The 23,222-nt window shown below is 47.5% G+C and carries 23 protein-coding genes and 1 riboswitch; of the genes, 7 read left to right on the top strand and 16 right to left on the bottom strand.

What is annotated here, in order from left to right; all coding sequences use genetic code 11:
* Positions 1–8: 8 nt before the first annotated feature.
* The 3 genes from sdhA to WDY75_RS05340 form a co-directional block, all read right to left on the bottom strand.
* On the bottom strand, positions 9–1,751 hold the full coding sequence (sdhA, locus tag WDY75_RS05350; RefSeq protein ID WP_006212586.1) for a succinate dehydrogenase flavoprotein subunit: 1,743 nt from the start codon (positions 1,749–1,751) through the stop codon (positions 9–11).
* Between the two features lie 16 nt (positions 1,752–1,767).
* Positions 1,768–2,439, bottom strand: coding sequence for a succinate dehydrogenase cytochrome b558 subunit (locus tag WDY75_RS05345; RefSeq protein ID WP_006212587.1), 672 nt, complete (start codon positions 2,437–2,439; stop codon positions 1,768–1,770).
* A 94-nt stretch (positions 2,440–2,533) separates the two neighbouring features.
* A complete protein-coding gene (locus tag WDY75_RS05340; RefSeq protein WP_063477733.1) occupies positions 2,534–2,803 on the bottom strand; it encodes a hypothetical protein in 270 nt (89 codons plus the stop codon).
* Positions 2,804–2,920: 117 nt separating this feature from the next.
* Here WDY75_RS05340 and WDY75_RS05335 point away from each other — a divergent pair, with 117 nt between their 5' ends.
* A complete protein-coding gene (locus tag WDY75_RS05335) occupies positions 2,921–3,838 on the top strand; it encodes a LysR family transcriptional regulator (protein WP_006212589.1) in 918 nt (305 codons plus the stop codon).
* A gap of 34 nt (positions 3,839–3,872) precedes the next feature.
* Here WDY75_RS05335 and WDY75_RS05330 read toward each other — a convergent pair whose 3' ends face one another.
* Entirely contained in the window at positions 3,873–4,547 is a 675-nt protein-coding gene (locus WDY75_RS05330; protein WP_006212590.1) for a potassium channel family protein, read from the bottom strand.
* 16 nt (positions 4,548–4,563) lie between these two features.
* On the bottom strand, positions 4,564–5,904 hold the full coding sequence (locus WDY75_RS05325; protein ID WP_063477734.1) for a TrkH family potassium uptake protein: 1,341 nt from the start codon (positions 5,902–5,904) through the stop codon (positions 4,564–4,566).
* A gap of 65 nt (positions 5,905–5,969) precedes the next feature.
* Positions 5,970–6,115: riboswitch (cyclic di-AMP (ydaO/yuaA leader) on the bottom strand.
* Between the two features lie 289 nt (positions 6,116–6,404).
* On the opposite strand from WDY75_RS05325, the gene WDY75_RS05320 reads away from it, so the two are divergent.
* Positions 6,405–8,093, top strand: a complete 1,689-nt coding sequence (locus WDY75_RS05320; protein WP_063477735.1) for a CPBP family intramembrane glutamic endopeptidase — start codon at positions 6,405–6,407, stop codon at positions 8,091–8,093.
* On the opposite strand, the gene uvrC is transcribed toward WDY75_RS05320, so the two are convergent.
* Positions 8,065–10,074 (bottom strand): excinuclease ABC subunit UvrC, encoded by a 2,010-nt coding sequence (gene uvrC / locus WDY75_RS05315; RefSeq protein ID WP_063477736.1) that lies wholly within the window; start codon positions 10,072–10,074, stop codon positions 8,065–8,067. The two genes, WDY75_RS05320 and uvrC, sit on opposite strands and share 29 nt — an antisense overlap.
* A 136-nt stretch (positions 10,075–10,210) precedes the next feature.
* On the bottom strand, positions 10,211–10,528 hold the full coding sequence (gene trxA, locus WDY75_RS05310; RefSeq protein ID WP_006212593.1) for a thioredoxin: 318 nt from the start codon (positions 10,526–10,528) through the stop codon (positions 10,211–10,213).
* Positions 10,529–10,780: 252 nt separating this feature from the next.
* On the opposite strand from trxA, the gene WDY75_RS05305 reads away from it, so the two are divergent.
* On the top strand, positions 10,781–10,936 hold the full coding sequence (locus WDY75_RS05305; protein WP_006212594.1) for a hypothetical protein: 156 nt from the start codon (positions 10,781–10,783) through the stop codon (positions 10,934–10,936).
* A gap of 124 nt (positions 10,937–11,060) precedes the next feature.
* Here the strand turns inward: WDY75_RS05305 and dnaI are convergent, their stop codons facing one another.
* The 3 genes from dnaI to WDY75_RS05290 all read right to left on the bottom strand — a co-directional run bounded on the left by dnaI (position 11,061) and on the right by WDY75_RS05290 (position 14,050).
* Positions 11,061–12,014: a primosomal protein DnaI gene (gene dnaI / locus WDY75_RS05300; RefSeq protein WP_063477737.1), complete on the bottom strand. Its 954-nt coding sequence runs from the start codon at positions 12,012–12,014 to the stop codon at positions 11,061–11,063.
* A 32-nt stretch (positions 12,015–12,046) separates the two neighbouring features.
* The gene (locus tag WDY75_RS05295; RefSeq protein ID WP_036644694.1) at positions 12,047–13,552 is read right to left on the bottom strand and encodes a helicase DnaB; all 1,506 of its coding nucleotides are present in this window, start codon (positions 13,550–13,552) and stop codon (positions 12,047–12,049) included.
* Positions 13,553–13,750: 198 nt separating this feature from the next.
* A complete protein-coding gene (locus tag WDY75_RS05290) occupies positions 13,751–14,050 on the bottom strand; it encodes a YuiB family protein (protein WP_036644784.1) in 300 nt (99 codons plus the stop codon).
* A gap of 250 nt (positions 14,051–14,300) precedes the next feature.
* On the opposite strand from WDY75_RS05290, the gene hemQ reads away from it, so the two are divergent.
* Positions 14,301–15,050 (top strand): hydrogen peroxide-dependent heme synthase, encoded by a 750-nt coding sequence (gene hemQ / locus WDY75_RS05285; protein ID WP_006212597.1) that lies wholly within the window; start codon positions 14,301–14,303, stop codon positions 15,048–15,050.
* A 69-nt stretch (positions 15,051–15,119) separates the two neighbouring features.
* Here hemQ and WDY75_RS05280 read toward each other — a convergent pair whose 3' ends face one another.
* Positions 15,120–15,383, bottom strand: coding sequence for a hypothetical protein (locus tag WDY75_RS05280; RefSeq protein WP_063477738.1), 264 nt, complete (start codon positions 15,381–15,383; stop codon positions 15,120–15,122).
* Positions 15,384–16,577 carry an NAD(P)/FAD-dependent oxidoreductase gene (locus WDY75_RS05275; protein WP_006212599.1) on the bottom strand — a complete coding sequence of 398 codons (1,194 nt, stop codon included), beginning with the start codon at positions 16,575–16,577 and terminating at the stop codon, positions 15,384–15,386. It abuts the gene before it with no gap.
* Between the two features lie 478 nt (positions 16,578–17,055).
* On the opposite strand from WDY75_RS05275, the gene WDY75_RS05270 reads away from it, so the two are divergent.
* Positions 17,056–18,057 (top strand): NAD(P)/FAD-dependent oxidoreductase, encoded by a 1,002-nt coding sequence (locus tag WDY75_RS05270; protein WP_036644695.1) that lies wholly within the window; start codon positions 17,056–17,058, stop codon positions 18,055–18,057.
* Between the two features lie 194 nt (positions 18,058–18,251).
* Here the strand turns inward: WDY75_RS05270 and WDY75_RS05265 are convergent, their stop codons facing one another.
* Positions 18,252–18,395, bottom strand: a complete 144-nt coding sequence (locus WDY75_RS05265) for a sporulation histidine kinase inhibitor Sda (protein WP_006212600.1) — start codon at positions 18,393–18,395, stop codon at positions 18,252–18,254.
* A 298-nt stretch (positions 18,396–18,693) separates the two neighbouring features.
* A complete protein-coding gene (locus tag WDY75_RS05260) occupies positions 18,694–19,356 on the bottom strand; it encodes a YheC/YheD family protein (protein ID WP_036644697.1) in 663 nt (220 codons plus the stop codon).
* A gap of 223 nt (positions 19,357–19,579) precedes the next feature.
* Between WDY75_RS05260 and WDY75_RS05255 the strand changes: the two genes are divergently transcribed.
* Together WDY75_RS05255 and WDY75_RS05250 are read left to right on the top strand one after the other, a co-directional pair.
* On the top strand, positions 19,580–19,789 hold the full coding sequence (locus WDY75_RS05255) for a hypothetical protein (RefSeq protein ID WP_006212602.1): 210 nt from the start codon (positions 19,580–19,582) through the stop codon (positions 19,787–19,789).
* 270 nt (positions 19,790–20,059) lie between these two features.
* Positions 20,060–20,605, top strand: coding sequence for a hypothetical protein (locus tag WDY75_RS05250; protein ID WP_063477739.1), 546 nt, complete (start codon positions 20,060–20,062; stop codon positions 20,603–20,605).
* A 910-nt stretch (positions 20,606–21,515) separates the two neighbouring features.
* Here WDY75_RS05250 and WDY75_RS05245 read toward each other — a convergent pair.
* Both WDY75_RS05245 and WDY75_RS05240 read right to left on the bottom strand, forming a co-directional pair.
* Entirely contained in the window at positions 21,516–22,253 is a 738-nt protein-coding gene (locus WDY75_RS05245; protein ID WP_063477740.1) for a hypothetical protein, read from the bottom strand.
* 399 nt (positions 22,254–22,652) lie between these two features.
* Positions 22,653–23,012 (bottom strand): HesB/IscA family protein, encoded by a 360-nt coding sequence (locus WDY75_RS05240; protein WP_006212606.1) that lies wholly within the window; start codon positions 23,010–23,012, stop codon positions 22,653–22,655.
* Positions 23,013–23,222: the final 210 nt, after the last annotated feature.

Below are 23,222 nucleotides of genomic sequence, written 5' to 3'. Positions count from 1 at the left end.
CTTCCTTCTTACTTGTCTTTCGAATAGTCGCGAATACGCGGCGGGATTAAGGAAACATCCACTTCTTCGTATGAAATCTGCGGTCCGTCAGGCGTCCAAGCAGCTTTCGTTGTTTTCAGGAACTCTTCATCGTTTCGTTCAGGGAAATCAGGCTTGTAGTGAGCGCCACGGCTTTCGTTCCGAAGAAGTGCGCCCAGCGTCATCGCCTCGGACAGCTCCAGCATGTTCCACAGCTGACGGGTGAATGCCACGCCCTGGTTGTTCCAGCGGGACGTATCCGTCATATTGATATTGCGGTAGCGCTGCTTCAATTCCTTGATTTTGCCGATGGTTGCCTCAAGCTTGTCATTATAACGAACCACCGTCATATTGTTGGTCATCCATTCGCCCAGCTCTTTATGGATCACGTAAGCATTCTCGGTACCTTCCATCTTGAGCAGGCCTTCGTATTTGTTGGTTTGCTCTTTCGCTACGCGATCAAATACGGTCGAGGAAATGTCCTCTGTCGACTTCTTCATGCCTTTGATATATTCAATGGCCTTCGGTCCGGCCACCATGCCGCCATAAATCGCGGAGACAAGGGAGTTCGCACCCAGACGGTTTGCACCGTGATATTGATACTCGCATTCCCCGGCTGCAAACAGCCCCGGAATGTTTGTCATTTGGTTGTAATCGACCCACATGCCGCCCATGGAATAATGGACTGCCGGGAAGATTTTCATCGGGATTTTACGCGGATCATCGCCCATGAACTTCTCATAGATCTCGATAATGCCTCCGAGTTTCACGTCGAGTTCTTTCGGATCCTTATGGGAGAGATCGAGGTAAACCATGTTCTCGCCATTGATGCCGAGTCCCATGTCTACGCACACAGAGAAAATCTCACGGGTTGCGATGTCACGCGGCACCAGGTTTCCGTAAGCCGGGTATTTCTCTTCGAGGAAGTACCAAGGCTTACCATCTTTATAGGTCCAGATCCGTCCGCCTTCACCGCGTGCCGATTCCGACATCAAGCGAAGCTTGTCATCACCTGGAATCGCCGTCGGGTGAATCTGGATGAATTCCCCGTTTGCATAATGAACGCCTTGCTGATAGACAGCGCTTGCTGCTGTACCGGTGTTGATGACGGAGTTCGTGGTTTTACCGAAAATAATGCCGGGACCACCGCTTGCCAGAATGACGGCTTCCGCTTTAAACGCCTTGATCTCCATCGTGCGCAGATCCTGGGCAGCAATACCGCGGCAGATGCCTTCGTCGTCGATGATTGCGTTCAGGAACTCCCAGTTCTCGTATTTCGTAACGAGACCGGCGGTTTCCCAGCGGCGAACCTGCTCATCAAGCGCATACAGCAGCTGCTGACCTGTCGTGGCGCCAGCGAACGCAGTACGGTGGCGCTTCGTTCCACCGAAACGGCGGAAATCGAGCAGCCCTTCCGGGGTACGGTTAAACATAACGCCCATGCGGTCCATGAGGTGGATAATGCCAGGAGCCGCTTCACACATCGCTTTTACAGGTGGCTGATTCGCCAGGAAGTCGCCGCCGTATACCGTATCGTCAAAGTGCTCCCAAGGAGAGTCACCCTCGCCCTTGGTATTAACAGCTCCATTGATTCCGCCTTGCGCACACACGGAGTGAGAGCGTTTAACAGGTACAAGTGAGAATAGATGAACGTGAGCCCCGGCTTCTGCCGCTTTGATGGTTGCCATCAACCCGGCAAGGCCGCCGCCCACTACAATAATATTAGATGCCATTTTTCGTTCACTCCCCTTAACTTAAGACTGTCTTAACTACATCGATCGCTGCTGTTGCCGCCGCTTGGAACTCAGAACTGCGGAATGCAGTCATAGCAAGAATAAACAGCACGCTCATCAGCACGAACAAGCCCATGCAGATGTAAGTAGATACCTTCTGCGCGCGCGGACCGACGGTGATGCCCCAGCTGACGAGGAACGCCCACAGGCCGTTTGCGAAGTGGAAGGTTGCTGAGACTACACCGATAACATACAGAATAAACAGCACGGGGTTGTTCATAATGTTGTGCATCGTGGCGCCCAGATCATCATGCGTGATTTTGCCGATGATGATTTGGAAACGCGTATCGTACATATGCCAGATAACGAATACAAACGTAATAACCCCGGTGACACGCTGGATAGTAAAGCGAATATTGCGCTCATAACTGTAGTTCCCTACGTTATTTTTGGCCTGATAAGCAATGTACAGACCGTAGATGCCATGATAAAACAATGGCAGCCAGATCAGGAACAGCTCGAGGAAAAAAACGAGCGGCATGCTGTTCAGGAAATGCACGGCCCCCTCAAAGCCCTTCTTTCCGCCCTCGAAAGCCTTAAAGTTGGAGATCATATGGCTGATCAAGAATGCTCCCAGCGGTATGACACCAAGTAAGGAATGTAGCTTTCTGGAATAATACCCTTTCATTAGTTGACGTTCCCCTTTCCAATGTGCAGCGTTTTCATTTTCAATCTTTCCTATTTTCAGAACAATTACACTTTCCCTGTCCTAAAGAGGTTGTTCAAAAAGCCCGCTTGGGATCGCGAAGTGAATCAAGAAGCCACTCGGCATCGAATCTTGAATTCAGCCGCGCCTTCCGGTGCAGCGTACCCAAACTTCCAGCTGCGCACCTGACGTCCCTGGCTTCATCCAATCTAAGCGTTTTGAAGAAACGCACACCGGCAGCACAAGCCTCACAGTATTGAAAACCGACCTCTTTGAACGCGGACTCAAACCGTTTCAACGACAAAAAGCTGCCTATTTCTGCAATAGTGTGAACAACTTGTGTCATGTCTCATGTTACTCCTTTTTTTCTTATAATGGAATTGCAATATAATTATTAATCGTTATAATCTATACGCATAAGCAATTATTTGCACGTATGTCTATTTTATATAGGAGGAATTTCATGTTCGAGGAACTGGACATGTTTGCCGTCGTTGTAGAGCAATCCAGCATTAACCAGGCGTCCAAGCTGCTTAATTTGTCACAGCCAGCCCTGTCCAGAAAAATAGCGAAGCTTGAGGATCAGCTCGGACTGCAGCTTTTTAACCGCCGCGGCAAACGCCTGGAGCTCACCTCCATCGGTCAGATTGTGTACACCTTTGCCCTGGAGCAGCGGCAGCAGCAGCTCAAATTCATGCAGACTTTGGCCCATTACCGGGAGGGCGACCAAATATCGATCAATCTGGGTGCCAGCCTGACCACTCTTCAGACGACGCTGCCCCCGCTGGTCAATGCATTCATGGAGCGCCATCCTGCAGCCGAAATCAAGCTGATTACCGGCAAAACCCATGAAATCGTTTCGTATGTAAGAGATAAGCGGGTGGATGTCGGCATCGTTGCCTCCTCAATCAACCAGCCCGGCCTAAACTGCATTCCGCTGTTTGATGACCACTTGGAGCTTGTCATTCCCTCATCGCACCCGCTGGCTGACATCGAAGACGTCGGAATCGAGCAGCTCCAAGGACTGCCAATGATTATCTTCTCGACCGGAACGTGGTACCGCAAGCTGACGGATGACCTGTTCCACCGCTGGGGCATTATGCCGGATATTCGAATGGAAATTGACTCCTTCGAGGCGATCGTCCGTTTGATTCCTACCTGCAAGGCGGCAGCGCTTCTGCCCAAGTCGTATCTCCGTCCGCAGTTATTATCCGATAACGGACTGGTCGACATTCATATTCCCGCACTCATCGAAACCCGTCGAACGACGTCGCTGATTTACGGCCAGGCCTCGGAGCTCAGCAAAGCGGCCAGCAGGTGGATTGATGAGACAGAGATTCTGTTCCGGAGACTGGAAGAGGAAAAATCAAAAAAAACCTGACAGCGTTCATAGCCGTCAGGTTTTTCTTCTATATTTATTTCTCAAGCATGTTCACGACTTCAGATTCAAAGCGGTCTACGTTATCATTGGATCCGATAACGACCATAATATCGCCCGAGTTCACCACGTCCATGGCGGTCGGAGCCACAATAATGCCGGTTTGCTTATTCAGGGCTACCACGCTTACGCCATAACGAACCCTCGTATTCAGCTCGCTCAGTGTTTTTCCGTCCATGCAGTCCGTAACCGTCATCTCCACAATCAAATAGTCCTTGGATAATTCGATATAGTCAAGCAGGTTCGGCGTAACGAGCTGGTGAGCTACCCGAATGCCCATATCCCGCTCCGGAAAGATGACCCGGTCCACGCCCAGCTTCTCCAGAGCCCGGCCATGCAGGACCGAAATGGCCTTGGCCACTACCGTGGTAACACCAAGCTCTTTCAACAAGATGGCGGATAAAATACTCATCTGGATATCATTCCCGATTGCAACAATCCCACAATCGAAGTTGCGGATCCCGAGTGATTTAAGCACCTCTTCATCTGTAGCATCCGCGACCACCGTATGTGTTAGCAGCTCGCTCATATCCTCGACAACCTCTTCGTTCCGGTCGATGCCGAGCACCTCATATCCCTGTTCCATCAGTTCAAGCGCCAGGCTGGAGCCAAATCGTCCTAAACCGATAATTGCAAATTGCTTTGGTTTCATGTCTCTCCTATACTCCTTATCCAATAATCATTTTGCCTTCCGGATGACGATATAATTCTTTACCCTTTTTCGGCCCTAGTGCATAAGCAAGTGTCAGCGGACCCAATCGTCCTGCAAACATCGTAATACTAATCAATATTTTGCCGAACACGGTCAGATCAGGCGTTAAGCCCATCGAGAGCCCCACCGTACCGAACGCGGACGTTGTTTCGAACAGGATTTCCAGGAACTCCCCTTCCTCTGTCGTGGACAGAATCATGGAGACCGCAAGAACGAGCAGCAAGGCGAGAAGTGCGATGGTTAACGCCTTCAGTACCCGCTCCTGTGCAAGCCGATAACGGAACATGACGATGTCGTCGCGTCCCCGCATCATGGCGATGACCGCACCAACCATTATGGTAAACGTCGTTGTTTTGATACCACCCCCGGTTGATCCGGGAGATGCGCCGATAAACATGAGAATCACGATGAAAAACTGTGTGGCCTGCCTTAGGCCCGTAATATCTATAGTATTCGCACCCGCTGTGCGCGGCGTTACAGATTGGAACAACGCTCCTAAGAACTTCCCGCCCCAATTGAGGGAGCCGAGCGTTCGCGGATTGGTGAATTCAAATATGAGAATAACGATAAATCCGAGCAGCAGCAGCGCTCCTGTCATAGAGAGCACCACCTTGGAATGCAATGACAGTCTCCGCTGTTTCCGAAAGTCAATCAGATCAGACAATACAATGAAGCCAATACCGCCTGAAACAATCAAAAACATCACGACTACGTTTACCACCGGATCGTATACATACCCGGTCAAGCTTCGAAAATCGCCAAACAAATCGAAACCGGCATTGTTGAACATGGTCACCGCATGAAAAACACCGTAATATATCGCTTTTCCGATCGGCATATCAAACACCCACCGGATAGACAGCAGTACAGCGCCACAAGCCTCAATCACGAGTGAGTATAACAATACTCTGCGAATCAGCCTTACGATGCCTTCCATCGAGGATTGATTCATCGCCTCCTGCAGGACAAGACGATCCTTGAGGGAAATTCGCCGTTTGAGGACCAGGGCAAACAAAGTAGCCATCGTCATGAAGCCGAGCCCGCCAATCTGAATCAGCAGCATGATCACGATCTGACCGAAAGAACTGAATGTTGTCCCTGTATCCACCACAACCAGACCCGTTACGCACGTTGCTGATGTCGAAGTGAACAATGCATCAATAAATCCAAGCGGCTCGCCGGTTCTACTGGAAATCGGCAGCATTAACAATGCAGCCCCGATGAAGATAATGGCCGCAAAACCAAGCACCAGAATCTGCGGCGGGGACAACCTGAGCCATTTTAATTTGGAGTTCAATCCGTCACCTTCTTAAAAAAAGTCAAAGAAAAAAGACACTGGAAAACGCAGTGCCCCTTACGGTCTGGTTCCTGTGCTGCAGCCTACGAGGTTAGCTGACGGATTCGGGCATTTCCACAGGTCGCCCTATTCATTATTCTATAGAATAATGAAATTCACCCCAATTACATGGTTCCCCCATTTTCAGTACGAAATTCGGCTGGAATATTCGGTTCCTTGAAGCATGATGTGATTATAACCCAATCCGGTACGTAACCCAACGCCGTTTTTCACCCAAAAAGTCTTTAAAAGAGCTCGAATTGGGCATATTCAAGAATACAAGCGTATGGTTCTCTAACATTTTCGAAACCTTTCATTCATTTTCATCGTTTTATTTCATTATTACCAAATTGGGATAAGCTGCTTATCCCTTTCATATCTATGTTATATTGGCTCTATGCGTTCTTCATCAGGCAGCTCTAATACCCAGTGGAGTATCAACTTTCCAGAGGAGGAAATTCATGAATCGTGCAAGAGAGCCTTTGAGGCTGAAGCCCAACTTGAAGCAGCTCATCGCGCCTGCCGCAGTTGGCCTGATTTTGTTCCTGTTATTTCAGGTATTTCCATCAGCCAATACGGATTCTACCGAGATGGCCACTCCGGATATTATATCCAAAGCACAAGCCCAGCAAGCCGCTTCCAGGTTCGCACAGGAGCACTTGCAGTTCTCCGCTGCGGAAGCTGAGGAGACATTGATTACATATCAATCCAAATCGGAGCTTTACGGATATTTAGCGAGGGAAAAGAAACTCTCGGAGTACAACAAAACCTTTGAGGCCAAATATCCCTATGACGTATACCGCGTTCGCTTCAGCGAGCCGGGAGGCGATGCCCTCAATGTGGACGTGCATATGCAGAATTCCGGCATCGTTGGGTTCTCGTATGATTTTGCCCGCTCCAGTTATGACCGGATTGAACTGAACAAGGGTAAAGTGCAGAAACAAATGCTCCTTGTCGTAGAGGACGGCATGACTTTGGCCGATAAGCAGCAGCTTGCCGAGCCTTGGCTCAAGCGTGCAGGCTACGATATTTCGCATCTGAAGCTGGTTACGCGGGAAGGAGAACCCCGGCTGAAATACGTGGATCCGGAAACCAAGATCGGCGATTCCGTGCTGGAGCTGCGCTTCACCTTCGAGCACGGGAAATTACGCTCCTATGAGCCATCCTTCTCGATTCCGGCTGCGCATTCCGCTTATGTTAACAAGCAGACTCAAGATGCAACACTGCTGACGCTGGCGGGTTACGGTTTGTTTACCCTGATTCTTGGCATACTTGCCATTGTGTACAGTGTGAAGACCAGAGCTTACACCTCGTTTAAACGCGGCTTGTTCCTATCGGCGCTGCTATTCGTTATTCAAATGCTGAATACGTACAATCTGGTACCCGTGTTCAAATCCGAGGGCATGTCTTCTACCGGCATTCTCGGCATGATGATATTCTATGCGGTCTATTCACTCATCTTCTCCGCGCTGCTCTACTTTTCCCTGGTCGGGGGCAACGGGCTGTGGCAAAAAGAAGACGGCCTTAACCCATGGCCGCGGGCCAAGGAAGCCGGGTATGGACGTTATGTGCTGGATAGCATGAAGCTGGGGTATATGTGGGCGTTCATTCTGCTCGGAGTTCAATCTCTGATCTTTATTGTTCTTGGTCTTACCTTGAATACATGGTCCACAACCGATGCCACGCAATCGCCTTACAATATGCTGTATCCATGGCTGTTCCCTTTGATGGCCTGGTTTGCAGGCATATCGGAGGAAGCCGTATACCGGCTGTTTGGTATTAAAATGGTGAAGAAAATCGTTCGCAATACCTTTGTGGCAAGTTTGATCACCTCGCTCATCTGGGCGCTGGGGCATACGCTTTATCCGATATACCCTGTGATCTCGAGGCCTATCGAGCTGGTCATCATCGGCTTGCTGTTCAGTTACATCTTCTTGAAATACGGGTATCTCGCGGCCATGTTCTCCCACGTCATCTTCAACAGCATTCTGATGGGCCTCAGCCTCGTTATGCTCAAGGATACCGCCAACTTGCTGATCGGGGTGTTCTACATGGTGCTGCCGGGAATTGTTGCATATTTGATATACCGTTTCAATCCGACAAAAAAAGAGAAGCCGTATGTTACGACTCCTCCTTACGAAGTGCATTAAGAATTTGCGTTGCTAATTTTTCACCTATGGAAAGGGGCTTGAAGTCTTCGACTGAAGCCTCTTTTATTTTTTTGACCGAGCCAAAATGCTTCAGCAGCAGCTTGCGGCGCTTCTCCCCTATGCCGGGAATGGAATCGAGCTTCGAAGTCACCATCGATTTGCCGCGCTGATCGCGGTGGAAGGAAATCGCAAAGCGGTGAACCTCATCCTGGATGCGCTGCAGTAAATAGAACTCCTGGCTGTCCCGTGGCAGTGTTACCGGCTCCGGTGGATCTCCGATCATTAACTGCGCCGTTTTGTGCTTGGCGTCCTTCACAAGCCCGCATACCGGGACAAACAGTCCCAGCTCATTCTCCAATACATCGATGGCCGCAGAGATTTGTCCCTTGCCTCCATCAACCACGATAAGGTCGGGAAGCGGCAAGTTCTCCTTCAAGACGCGCTCGTACCGCCGCCGAATCACTTCACGCATCGTATCATAATCATCCGGTCCCAGGACGGTGCGGATTTTGTATTTGCGGTATTCCTTTTTATCCGGCTTCCCATTGGTGAATACCACCATGGCCGATACTGGATTGCTCCCCTGTATGTTCGAGTTGTCAAATGCTTCAATCCGGTTTAGCGACTGGAGTCCAATCACTTCACCCAGATTAGCCGCCGCAACCGAGGTGCGTTCTTCATCGCGCTCGATCAACCGGAACTTCTCGTCCAGGGAAACCCTCGCATTATCCGATGCCATGCCCACCATCTGTTTCTTCAAGCCCCGCTGCGGCACGTGTACCTTCACTCCAAGCCATTCCTGCAAGGCGGCAGCCCCGCCGGCGGCATCCACGATACCCTCTGCCTCCGCCTTCTCCTCTTGAGCCTGGACTAAGGCTTCCTGCAGCTCTTCCGCAGAACCTGCAGTTGGCTGGCTCGCCGAATCCGCGGCATTCTCCTTGCCCTGTACGCTTTCAGCTTCGATAACGGTTCCCGTTGCGGTTACTGAACCAGCAGCTTCCTCTATCAACAGAGGGCCAGGGAGCAGAATTTCTTGCGGCAGTGCAGGATTGTCGCTGTAATATTGGGCAATAAAAGACATAAAGTCACTGTGCGCATCCCCGTAGAACGGAAAGACGGATTTGTTGCGCTGCACCATTTTCCCCTGCCGCATGTACAGAATCTGCACACACATCCAGCCTTTATCCACAGCATAACCGAATACGTCGCGGTCCCGTGTATCCGTGGTCGTAATCTTCTGCTTCTCCATTAAGGTATCGATATGGATGATCTGATCCCGCAGCTCTTTGGCACGCTCAAAATATAAATCCTCCGCGGCCTCCTGCATTTTGCGCTGCAATTCCTTCTTGATCTCTTCATGTCCGCCGTTCAGAAAAGAGTTAATCTCGCCGGTAATCTGCTCATAAGCGGAATTCGGCACTTCCTTCACGCATGGAGCCAAGCATTGCCCCATATGATAATACAAGCACACTTCTTTAGGCATGACACCGCATTTGCGCAAAGGGTACATCCGGTCCAGCAGCTTTTTGGTCTGCTGTGCCGCATACGCATTCGGGTAGGGGCCAAAATATTTCGCTTTATCTTTAAGCACCCTTCGGGTCACTTCCAGACGAGGATGCTCTTCATTCGTAATTTTAAGGTATGGATAGGTTTTATCATCCTTCAGCAGCACGTTGAATCTGGGCTGATGTGTTTTGATCAGGTTGCACTCCAGAATGAGCGCTTCCATGTTGCTGCCTGTCACAATGTATTCGAAATCGCGAATTTCCGAAACGAGCATTTGGGTTTTTCCGTTATGGCTACCTGTAAAATAAGAGCGCACCCGATTCTTCAGCACCTTGGCCTTGCCCACGTAGATAATCGTTCCATCCTGATTTTTCATCAGGTAACAGCCGGGCAGATCCGGCAGTAATGCCAGCTTATGGCGAATACTCTCAAGCGCCTTCTCCTGCTCCTGCAGCTGTTTGGCAAAATCGTCCATGCTTTTCCTCCTCTCCAAGGAGATTATATATTATTAACCATAAATATAAACCATTATGAATAACCACACAAAGCGCCTTCGGGTTTATACCGAAGGCGCTGTATGAAAGCGGATTTCAGCTGATGCCAAACCACGCTTATTGATGTTTTGCAATAATGCCTTTCAAGGCTTCCTTGGAATTCAAACCAACCACTTTATCGACAGGCTGGCCGTCTTTAAAGAAGATCATGGTCGGAATGCTCATCACGCCAAAGCGTGCTGCGGATTCCGGATTCTCATCCACGTTCACCTTTGCGATTTTCACATCATCACCGAGTTCTGAAGACAATTCGTCCAGAATCGGAGCAAGCATTTTACAAGGGCCGCACCACGGCGCCCAAAAATCAACTACAACCGTTCCTTCGCCTTCAACTTCATTCACGAAGGTTTGGTCGGTAACATTGACGATAGCCATTGTATTCTCCTCCTCACAGGATAAGATCGGGTATAGTGCAAATCATAATTGTCGAATGGGTCGACGAATTTAGTATACCACAATCGGCCCGAAAAAGTGAAATATACTCACCTAAAGAAAGAGGATTTCACGGGATTTTTATGCAATCTTTACAAATGATTTGCGCATTGGGTATACTACTAGTAACAAGTCGGGTGACTGTCAAGTTTTCGTGTTCACACGACATGTTCACCTTTTGAGGAGGCAAGCACCATGGATGTAAACGTACGCGTTAACGATCCACGGGAGCACATCAATGAAGAACCACGCAATGACTTTGGCGATTTGATGATGGGCTTCGTGGGGATGTTCGGTTTCATGACCATCATCTTTTTCGGATTCGTTATTATCAAGTTCCTGGTCGGCTAATTGATGATTCCTTGTGCAGCATTAAAAAGTCTGATCCCGCCGCGTTCTGTACGCTAACGGGATCAGACTTTTTACGATTTCCGGGAAGTTTGTCCATGATAAAGATGTGAACGCCGCAATCGATCTAAAATTTACCTCGCTGGTTCTCGCCGAATAAGTGGACCACATCCACAAAAGGCGCAATCCGGTTCATCAACCGCTGCCCCTTATGGGCTTCTTCGCCGTCCTTGCTTGTGAAGCTAAGATGCTGCTCAAGTCCGTCGAGCGGATAGTTTGACGTATAGAAGGTCGGCAGACGGTTCATCCGGAAATTCAGGATGGAACCAAGGACATGATCCCGAACCCACGGATTCAAGTTCTCCGCACCAATGTCGTCAAAGATCAGCAGATCGCAATGCTTCATGGTCTCCACCATTTCCTTCAGCTTCTGTCCATCCTGCATCATGGTCTTCAGATCCTCCACGAAATCAGGCATGTACACAATGACGCCCGAGTGGCCCACCTTCGCGAGCTCATGCATCAAATACCCCATCAGATAGGTCTTCCCGGTGCCAAACGAACCGGTAAGATACAGTCCTCGCGGAGACAAGCCGTTCTCCTTGGTATCCCGGATATATTTAAAGACCTGATGAACCGCAGGTGCCCGCAAACGGTCCTTTGCCATAATCTCCATATTGTTATAACCTTCGTTCAAGGCATGCTCATCCACATAAAAGCTGCGAATCCGTTTCTTGATCTGGTCCTCGCTGGTCTTTGCAATCTGCAAGGAACAAGGAGCCTTCCGCTCATAAATTTCTACCGTTCCATTCACCCGCTGAATATCCAGCTTACTGATATGCCCCTGGAAATCATTTGGACATCGGTTCAGCCCCGGACACGACTGGCAATGGGCCTGGTCCCCCGCATATTGATACAGTTTACTTAAATTTAAGCGTATGACCCGATCATCGATTTCCGGGAATTCGCTCCGCAATGCTTGTATCAGAGGATTCTTGAGTAAATCCTCCGTAATCTGCTCGGTTCTGCGCCGAAGCGCAGGACTTTTCATACTCTCCAGCAGTTCACCAAGGGACTCCATCTCTTTTTCCTCCTCTCATGAGCGGTATCTCATTATCCGCCCTTCTTATTGCCAGCTTGCATTTCTGCCGCAAATCGCATCATTTCTTCGAACTCCTCATCCGATACGGCCTCACCCTGATCGGACTCCAGCGCCACCGGGATTTCCGGCTTCACCTTCCCGCCCTTAGCGTATGTACGCGTACGTTGCGTGGTTGCCTTCTGTTTGCCTTTCATCTTGGCTTGATCACGTATATATTGAACAGCTTTCTCGTAGCTGTTAACCTGCTTCAGCAGCATGTTGGAAGCGATCGCTTCCACAAAATTGCGGTTGATCCGCTGCTCGCCGCCTGCGGCAATAAGCGACATTAAATAATGAATGAGCACGTTGATGACTTCGCCCGGCAGTTTGTAGCTCAGATCAATCTTTTCAAAGATATCCAGGAACTGTGCAGGAACGGAGCCTGGAAAGAACGTCTGCAGCAGCCGGGTATAGGGTTCGTTGCGAAGCATCATATTATATTGGTGTATATCACATTTCGATTGGAACTGGGCTGGAACCTCCACATAAAATTCCGTCTGTACCGCATGCTCCTGTACGGGCTCGTCCGGATCGGCTGTCATCTCCTGATGGAGAGCGATCACTTTGCCTGCCGTAATCTGCCGCTTCTCCTGCATCTTCATTCCTTGACGGAAGTGAAGACTGGCCTTGTGCTGCAGATCATCCAGCACGACCTCGCCATGCTCGGTAAATATGCCGTCCTCATCCAGCAGCCGGCACAAGTCCTGCGTGCTCAGATCGTATTTGCGCACAACGTAATTCACAATGCCCATTTGCTCGTGATCATAGCGGAGCCGCTCCACAAATACCCGATTGCGGGATTCACGCGGGAAGCGAAGAATGATGTCGGCATAATTCAGGCCATCCCCTTGCGGATTCGGCGGCAGGATGGACTTACGCGACACCGCGACCTCCTCCAGCGCTTGCTCCAGCTCATAATCAATAACGTGCGTGTTCAACTCAAAAATATCATAAAAGGGAACCGAAATGTTCTCCTTGTTTAAGGAAATACCGGACCATTCAAGAGGCTCCTTGCTCCACAGCTCTTCCCTTAGCGACAGGACGGCGAATTTCCCCACCTTGTCCCGAAGCAGCAGTGTCAGATGCTGTGTGTTGAAGAACTCCGCCGGACTGAGCGGCGCCTGCAGCTCATATTCATATACATGGTCATCCGTTTCCGGGACGAACATCCGGCTTGTCTGCAGTAACCCTACCGCTTCAAGCTTGGAGGTTTGTTCAATGAGATAACGGCGTCCTTTTTCACTAGGATCAAGTCCCAGGGTCAGGAATAATCGTCGCTGCTGTTCAATGGCCGAATAACCCACCTTCTCCACCGGTACATGGGAAACGAGAAGACGGTACAGACTGACCGCAAACGCACCAACCATCGGTTGATAAATCGAACCAAGCATTTTGTCATCCAGGCCGCTTAAACAGAAGTCACGGTATACGCAGTAACGGTGGTTCTCGGTAAAATGTAAAAAATTAGTCATGCGCATCGTTTATGCTCCCCCTGTCGCCCAAAAATAGACTTCCTCTATTCTATCATAAATCCGAAGATCAGAAGTCGGTTCTTTCGCATCAAAAATTATGGAATTCGCATATTCACGCTTTGCATGGTTCCACAAATAATAAATGACGGCCCCCGGGTATTGAAGAGCCGCCATTAACACTACATTCAATTTGCGCCAAGCGCACTAAAACATTCTAAAGCCTTTAATACGCAATGTCTTAATGGTCCATCCGCTCAAATAAGCACCGATCAGACCTGCAACCCCCGTTAAGTAATCAACCAGTTGGAATGATCCGACGTGAGTCCAGAACGACATTTGGCCCCGATCCCACAAGCTGTATACAACGACTGGCAAGATAACAATCACAAACAAAAAGCATGGAAACCAAGTCGTTTTCATCAACATATTCAGGATAAAACCGATACCGAACATCATGACAAAAAACAAAATCATCAGCACGAGCACAGGAATAAATTGAAGCATGATCGCTGTTTTCACCTCTTCTTTATCACCTACGCATAGCAGCTATTCTACAATATTGCAGCAAGAAACAGCACACCAAGCTTTAGCTAATAGCTAGTTTACTAAAAATCATGTCACAGATCAACGAACAATCGTGAATACATTGTGTCATCGTTTGCCCTTCCGACCACGCTTACAGTACAATGAAGGGAGTTAATGCAAGCGGTTATCCGCTTCAATGATAACGAACATAACGTTTAGGAGTGATTACATGAACGAAGCTGCAATGACGCTGGAGGGCTGGTATGCGCTGCATGATTTCCGTACCATCAATTGGCCAGCCTGGAAAGCTGCAGATGAAGAAGTACGCGCTTTTGCGCTGGACGAGCTGAATGCGTTCCTTCAGGAATGGGATGCCATCGAAGCCGCTAAGCAAGGCAGCACCGCTGTATATACGATCGTCGGCCAGAAAGCCGATTTTGTATTCATGCATTTGCGCGAGACGCTGGAAGATCTAAACGCGATAGAGAATGCCTTTAACAAAACGACGTTTGCGCAGTTCACCACCAAGGCTTATTCCTATGTAAGCATTGTTGAGCTGAGCAACTATCTGGCCGGCTCTTCCGATGAGGATCCGATGCAGAATCCGCATGTTATCGCTCGTCTGAAGCCAGCCCTGCCTAAATCGAAGCATATTTGCTTCTATCCGATGAACAAAAAACGAGACTTGTCGGACAACTGGTACATGCTGAGCATGGATGACCGTAAATCCATGATGAAGAGCCATGGGATGATTGGCCGCGGCTACGCAGGCAAAGTAAAACAAATCATTACCGGTTCTGTAGGACTCGACGATTGGGAATGGGGCGTAACGCTGTTCAGCGATGAAGCCCTTCAGTTCAAAAAACTCGTGTATGAAATGAGATTTGACGAAGTGAGTGCACGTTTTGGCGAGTTCGGTCCTTTCTATGTCGGCAACCTGCTTGACCAGGCTTCATTTACCGATTTGATGAAGGTATAACTCCTTCTAACACATAGATAACATGTACAAAAAAAGGGATGCTCTCTAATTCAGGAGAGCATCCCTTCTTCATTCATTATCGTTTTCCTCATCTTGTTCTTGCTTGCGCAAGGTTTCAAGATATTCCGCTGTCGCCCGGTCGCGGGCACGTCCTTTATCCTTTAGCCGCTCGATGGCAGGAAGAATAAGAATGTCGACTTCCTGCTGAATCGTATACGCAAGATCGTATTGATCTTGCGACTCCAGATAGGAGCCAACCTCCATTAAGGCGTTGTAACGATCCAGCTCATCTCTTGTGAGCAGCCCCCGTACTTGAACGCTGCAGTGTCTCATTTACAGAAACCTACCTTTTTTCAGGACGAGCGGAATCCCCCCGATAATAAAGAGGTAGCGGAGATCAACCAATTTTTTCAGCTGAGCCGCTTTCCAGCCCTGATATTTCTTATCCCCGACAACAGCAATGCCTTCACCTCGGCCGAGGGAGGCTACCGTGCCTTTATTACTGAACTCGAACTTGCGCATTGACTTGTCCCTAATCGCCGCAACGATATTCTGGGCGCAGCATACGCCCTGCTGCATCGCCATCTGGGCAGTCGGCGGATAAGGACGGCCTTCCTCATTAAAAATCAGGGAGTTATCGCCGATAATATAAATATTCTCATACCCGGGAGCACGCAGATATTCATCGACCTTCACGCGGCCTCTCATCGTTTCGAAGCCTGCTGCTTCAACCAAGCGATTGCCGCGGATACCGCCGGTCCATACCACTGTTGCCGCTCTGATCTCTTCACCGTTGTTCAGCACGACGCCGCCCGGCAGGCATTCCTTGATGGCAATGCCCATTTTGAAGGTTACGCCCTTCTTCTCGAGAACGTTCATGGCGTACTCAACCAGCTCCGGTGCAAATCCCGGAAGAGCAGCTGGCGCGGCTTCTACGTTATAGATATTCACCAGTGTCGGATCGACATCATATTCCTTGCACAATCTCGGAATGCGGTCCGCCAGCTCGGCTACAAACTCGATGCCGCTGAAACCTGCCCCGCCCACAACAAAGTTAATGCGCTCTTGCGGTCTGCGCTCATTCTTATATAAAGCAAATTGATACTCAATATGCTCACGAATCAATCGGACCGAGTTGATGCTTCGGATGGTCATCGCATGCTCGGCGAGCCCTGGAATACCAAAGGTTTCCGGTTCCCCTCCAAGCCCGATGACTAGGTAGTCGTAAGATAAAGTGCCATCTTCAAGAATCACCTTCTTGTCGTGAAGACGGATCTCCTGCACCGAGGATTTGACCAAATCGATTTTAAACTCGTCAATCAGCTTCGAAATGGATACCCGGGTGTTCTCAATGCTGTCTGTTCCTGCTGCCGGCATATGCAAATGCGTTGTAATATAATGATAATCATGGCGATTCACCAATGTAACATCGGCCTCATTATAATTCAGCTCTTTTTGCAGCCGCTGCGCTGTCAATATGCCCCCGTAACCCGCGCCAAGGATTACGATCTTCGGTATGCTGCTCATTCTACTGCTCCTTCCAGCTTACTCTTTATATATACAGTATGGTACACATGTTAACATTCTGTGAATTACACCCAAAAAAAGAGAAGAGCCCTTATCAGAGCCCGTTTCATCATTTGACCTGATTATCCATTTTTGTTCAAAAACAGCTGTCATTCTGCGGTTTCCGTACAGTTGCTACTATTATCAAAATATATTGCAACCCTGTAATGAACACAAGTTATCACGTTAATCATATGCATAAACCATGCAAATATCAAGATTTTTTTTGCCATTTAATATGCAAATTTATCCACCATTTATACCCTGACATACTAAGTAAGCGCAAACATTCCAATGTTAGGTATTTTAGCTCAATTCTCGTCTTTTCATGCTGGTTCGGGGCGATTATAATAGGTAAGGAATTCATGAATCAGCTTAATCCAGGCAAGAACGTCTGTCTGATTCGAATATAATCTCATTTTATGGAGGTGCTTACCGCATGACAACGATGCCACAAGACAACAACATGACGGATCTTTTGATTATCGGTGGCGGACCTGCCGGCATGTTTGCTGCTTTTTACGGCGGAATGCGCCAAGCTTCGGTAAAACTTATCGAGAGCATGCCTCAACTCGGAGGTCAACTGGCTGCGCTGTATCCGGAAAAATATATTTATGACGTAGCAGGCTTTCCGAAAGTGACCGCTCAGGAGCTTGTGAACAATCTGTCCACACAAATGGAGCTCTTTCAAACGGATATTCGTCTTGAAGAAAAAGTCCAGGCTGTGGAAAAGCTCGAGGAACGTCATTTTGTCGTGAAAACCGATCTGGGTGAACACCATGCCAAAGCCGTGATTATCACAGCAGGTGTAGGTGCGTTCCAACCCCGTCGTCTGGAAGTTGAAGGTGCCGAGAAATACGAGAAGAGCAACCTTCATTATTTCGTGAACGATCTCAGCCGCTTCAAGGGCAAGAAGGTTCTCATTAGCGGCGGCGGCGATTCCGCCGTGGACTGGGCACTCATGATCGAACCCATTGCAGAGCAAGTCACCCTGGTTCACCGACGCGACAAGTTCCGTGCTCACGAGCATAGTGTCGAGCAGCTGCTGGCGTCCAAGGTGAACATCATTACACCAACAGAAATCACCGAATTGTTTGGTGAGGAAGCCATCTCCAAGGTTACCCTTTCCCATATCAAGACCAAGGAAACGCAGGAGATTGAAGTGGACGATGTGATTGTCAACTTCGGATTTGTCTCTTCCCTCGGTCCAATCTCCGAATGGGGCATTGCGATTGAAAGCAACTCCATCGTTGTGGATTCCCGCATGGAAACCAGTATTCCCGGAATTTTTGCGGCCGGTGATATCACCACCTATCCGGGCAAGGTTAAACTGATCGCCGTCGGATTTGGTGAAGCGCCAACCGCTGTGAATAACGCCAAGGTATACTTTGATCCTGAGGCCAGACTCGCTCCGGGCCACAGCAGTAACATGAAATTATAAGGTTCATGACTTCGACTTCATATAGAACGTTATTATAGAAAAAAAGGTATCTTCGTTCTGAAGGGCTTAAGCCCGGCCCAGAATCGAAGATACCTTTTCTATTTCGTCAAAGCCTATGTAGAACTTGGTTGAAAGCTCCCACATTATATACGTATCATGTCGTAAGTTATCTGCTCTATATACGAAAAATCTGATTAATGCAGGATGCTGCCGGAATCGGTGTCCAAGTTCCGTTTATGAATTTCAGCTAATAGTAGAGTGATGAACTCTCGCTCCAACTTCAATTCAACAGCCATATGATAGGAATCGAGAAGCATCTCATCCGTCAACATAGCCATCCCTCTCACACCCCTTCCTCAAATTTCCTGAATCTATCATATCAGACATACTAAAGCGGAACAACTGTTCGCTTATCCACAGCCTTCTGTGGAAATCCTGTGTATAATTTGTTGGTAAGTGTAAAAAACAGGGTCATATCAAAGTGGATTATGGGGATAAATGTTATACACAGGATTTGGAACAACTCTACTATAAAAAAAAATAATCAATTATTATATCGGAAACTTGTGGTTATTTTTTAATTACCCTATTAAAAAATCATATAAACGAATATCAGGGGGAATAACGAACAAAAAATCAGCTTGGTCTTGTATTAACTTCCAAAATCCAAATCTTCCCTTCGTTGTCCAGACCGTAATCAAACCCCAGTTCCCCGATTCCCGGAAAGCGTGATTCCATTATTGAAATACACTGCCTGGTTACACGACGCATTTCATTTCGCTTTTCCCTTGCATTGATATGGGGCAGCGACAACCGAAGCGCGTGGCGACACCGAAGCAGCGTTCCCCCTTTGCAAATATTCGTAACAAACAGCCCCGGGCTGGCGAGCCGCCCAAGCATTGCTCTGAACTCCCATCTCCCTCTCTCCTTAACCACCTTCACCCGGTAATCCAGTGGACGCCCATGGATTTTAGCCAAATGAATGCCCTGCTGAATCATGTAACGCCGTTTCAGTTTCATTCTGCCCAGTACCTGCAACAGGGAATTCAATGTATCTGCATGAACCGTACGTCTCTTATGGGTTACCAGGTACCCCGTCCCGTCTTTCTGTATTCGGATGACTCCGTTACCACCGGTACCTACAATCGGCTTGATCACGACCATTTCGTGTTCCGCCAGCATTGAGACCAGGGTATCCCCTCCATACGACTCGGTAGCCGGAATGTAGGGAGCAACCTGCGGATCGGTCAGCAGTGCCTCCGTCTTTAGCCACTTGCTGGCCAGCTGTCTTCCCGCCATGCTGCTTTCGCCTCCTTTTATTCATGACATACGTTATTCTATTCCCGTATCCGCGCTTTTTCTTGGATGATTGTCCGTGAGAGTATGCCTAATAATTTGTCTACCCGGTGTTGTCGCGATGGCTTCCCTTTCCAAATGATGTGATCTATCGTATAGTAAGAAAAGAGCTTTGTCCGTAATAAATCCATCACGCTTGGATAACGATAAAGGAGGCTTTGTCACCTTGGCAGAGTTGTTTGAAGTATTGTACTGGATTGCCATTGTCGGCATGTCCGTTGCCCTAGCAGCCATCACCGTTCTTATCTTTGTCATGGGCTTCAAGTTCATCAAAGACAAGCGCCGGGTACTCGGAGCTGGCTGTATCGTCTTTTCGCTTGTGGCAGCCGGTATGATTGTGCTGATGCTGAACGACACCTTCTTCTTCCCGGTATGATCGGTTAAGGAGAACATAAAAAAATGCAGCTTACCACCTCTATGTCGGGCGGGCTGCATTTTTTTGTTATGTGCCTCTGAATTATGGCCTGAGTTTCTTCTTCATCTACATATTATGTAGGAAGCGGCAGGTGTTACACAAAAAAAGACTACTGCGACGAGAAACGTTGCAGCGGTCCTATTCTCATAGGATGTTACCGTAATGGTTTCATCACCCTTCTCAATTACAATTGCCTCAAAAAGAGTCCACTGAAAACACAGGAGGTATAAAATGTTAAAAAAGAAAACGTCATTAATCTTAACAGCTATTATTAGGTTAGTATTATTGTTCTCCTCAAGTGTATACGCTTACGTACCTTTAAAAACTGGGTATTTGTCACCAAGTATAAGGTTTGCCCCCCAGCCTTCACAGTATGAATCGGCCCTCATCAGCGCTGCGGCTTTTTGGAATGCGGCTTCTACTAAAGTGTATATTAGCCGAGATGCTAACGCTGATAATACTGTTATAATGGGTAATTTATCCGATACTCAAATTTTTGGAAGCTACACGCCACAGTTTTTAGATAGACATGGTCAAGCTTCTCAATTTCAGATTTGGATCAACCAAACTGCAGTAGTTAATCAAACAACTCTAGGGAAGGATTTTTGGAATGTTGCTCAGAGTATATTCGCTCATGAATTGGGCCATGCATTGCATATAGGTGACCTCAGATCAGGCGATGTACTAATGAATCAGCTTAGAGATCGAAATAAAATAGTTAAACCTCAACCAGATGATATTAATGGTGTAAACGCTTATGTTTACCCTAAACAATAAGAATGGGGGGAGAATCGATGAAAAAACAAACTATGAGATTTCGGAGGGGTCACGCGTCAGAGGCATGCGGCAGGAAAATCGCGCAAACTCACAATAAATCACAACGTATAAATCGCCCTTCCGTAGATCCGCTCATTTTCGACCGTAATCTGCTAATGTCGTCCGTGTCGTTAGGACCGCAATATTCCGACTATTTGTAACGCTGCGTAAACGTGCTCAATCCAAGAACCGGAAGAGAAACGATCAGAACAAGCAAGATACTTCGTTAGGCAGTATAATTTGCTTGATCCCGGCGGCTTACGGAACGATGTTTCGATCTAGGAGAAAAATGTGCATTGGAGTGTTGATTCAGTCATACAACGAGGGGAAACCTAATAATCATAAGTCGTTAAAACTACACGAACTAAGGATCGGATGAGAGATACAGGACACGTAATTCTTTGCCGAAGCAAAGGTATAGTGAACAATAGTGAAAATTAAAAATTATAAATTTATACTGATATGTGAAATAATATCAATTAGAATGGAAGAAGGTTCTTATACCTCAAGAGGGGAGGAAGATAATGTTTATTGATAAGTTGCTAGGAGTTTGCGGAGGATTGTGTAGCGTTGTGATTTATATTATCGTTTGTTTTTTCAACCCTACCGAAATGTTGAATTGGGGTACTATTACGATCTTACTCTTTATGTTATTTATCCCTGGTTGTTTGGCAGTTTTTTCAGCCATAGCACGTAGAAGAGGACTCATGCTAATTTCTATAGTTTGGTTGATACCTGTGGCTCTTTATTTCTCTGGGGGAAATGGAGTATATAGATATACGTGGATTATAATCGTGTTGTTATCTGTTAGCTTTATCTTAATGAACTTTAAGAAACCGACTACCCATAGTAGGTAGTCGGTCATTTTCACTTAATATATTTCGATTGTACTCCATAACAATAGTTCGCCTTCACCAGTTATGTCCTGAATCGCATCATAGTCAAACCCAGCATTGTTTTCTCCCCAAACATAGACATTGTGAGTAACCCATGTTCCTTTATTATGGTCACCAAAATCATAATTATGAAAACTCCCATATACTGCTTGTCCTACTGCAGTGCCATCTTGCCTATCATTTCTCCATGATTGTTCAAGATCAACGTACCAATTAGTTTTGAGTGGAGAATTTTTAACAGCCCAAGTTGCAGATCCGCCAGTACTATAAGCAGGATACCCATTCTGTGAATACCAGTATAGCAGAGCTTTTGTATAGACAATATCCCAATTCGCGGGATCTTTTGTTAACAACTTAATTTGCTTGTTCCACAAGGGAGCGAAAGGCTCAATCGTTTTTTGGTATTTGGGGTCATTAGACAGGTCAGTTCTGATAACGTTATATGTATTATTCTCGGAGTTCACTTTAATGTCTAATCGAACTGGGTTATCAGCAGCATTACCTGAGCCACTAAAAATCCTTCTCTGTGTTCCATCAGAAAGTTGTTGAATGGTCACCTTCAAACTCTCATTCTTTTCTACCGGTGACAGAATAGTCTCCTTAACAACAGCCTTTGGACTTTCTTTTTCTTCTTCTGCAGACGCTACTCCAGAAAATAAACCAGCTACTAGTGTCAGAGAAAACAAAATACTTAATACCCTTCTTTTCTTCATTGTTACCCCTTCCATTTCAAGATTTAATTACCTTTATATAGTGATATATGTATATAAAATGTGTCTATAAATACTAATAAATTATTTTTCTTTATTGATAGAATATTCATATAATCGTGTAGCCATTTAACGAAGTATCCGTAATGCTTCTCATAATCCTTTATCGTACGATCACGCAAACCCTCCGCCTTCTTCTCGCTGATTGCCATGTCGAGCGCTTGCTTAAACGTTAATTGCGAATAACTCTTATCAATATTGATTCGTTTCGTGCGCTTTTTTAAAGACATAAAAAACGACCTCCATAACGGTTATTTACCGTCATAAAGGCCGTGATCCACAATCATGGCGCCTATGCTTCCGCAAGGCACATCCGGAACCGTCAACGCTGAAAACCGCTTCTTAACAAGGCTCCTCGCTCGGTTTGCCTGCGTCTTCTCGCGTGCGGAACGACGAACCGCAGCCGCAAGTAACCGTAGCATTCGGGTTGTGAATGGTGAAGCCGCCGGTCATGCCGGATTCTTCAAAATCAATCTCAAGACCGTTCAGGTATTTCAGGTCGTCCTTCTCAACGACCACCTTCATATCCTGCAAGTCCATATATACGTCTGCTTCCGTTTCACTGTCATCAAAGCCCATTGCATATGAAAAACCACTGCAACCGCCGGCAGTGACACCCAATCGAAGGAACATATTGGGCGTTTCCTGTTCAGCAAGCATTTCTTTCAACCGTTCTGCAGCCGTTTCGCTGATTGTTATCATAGGTCACCCTCCTTTTCGTTCACCCTTTAAGTATACTCCTCTTCGCGAATTCGCTCAAGGTTCTTATGATGGTCATTTTGCCATATGAACAATTACCTGTTTTCAATTCCTCTATTTGTATTGCTACCCCGAGGGGTCAGGTTTATAATAGGGAAGGAACATGGGCGGCAACTGTTGGATAATTGTCACATCCCCCGGCTTAAATGCGGC

The organism is Paenibacillus glucanolyticus (assembly GCF_037333485.1).
In the GTDB taxonomy this organism is placed as follows: Bacteria; Bacillota; Bacilli; order Paenibacillales; family Paenibacillaceae; genus Paenibacillus_AQ; species Paenibacillus_AQ glucanolyticus.
This window is presented reverse-complemented; position numbering and strand designations above follow the sequence as displayed.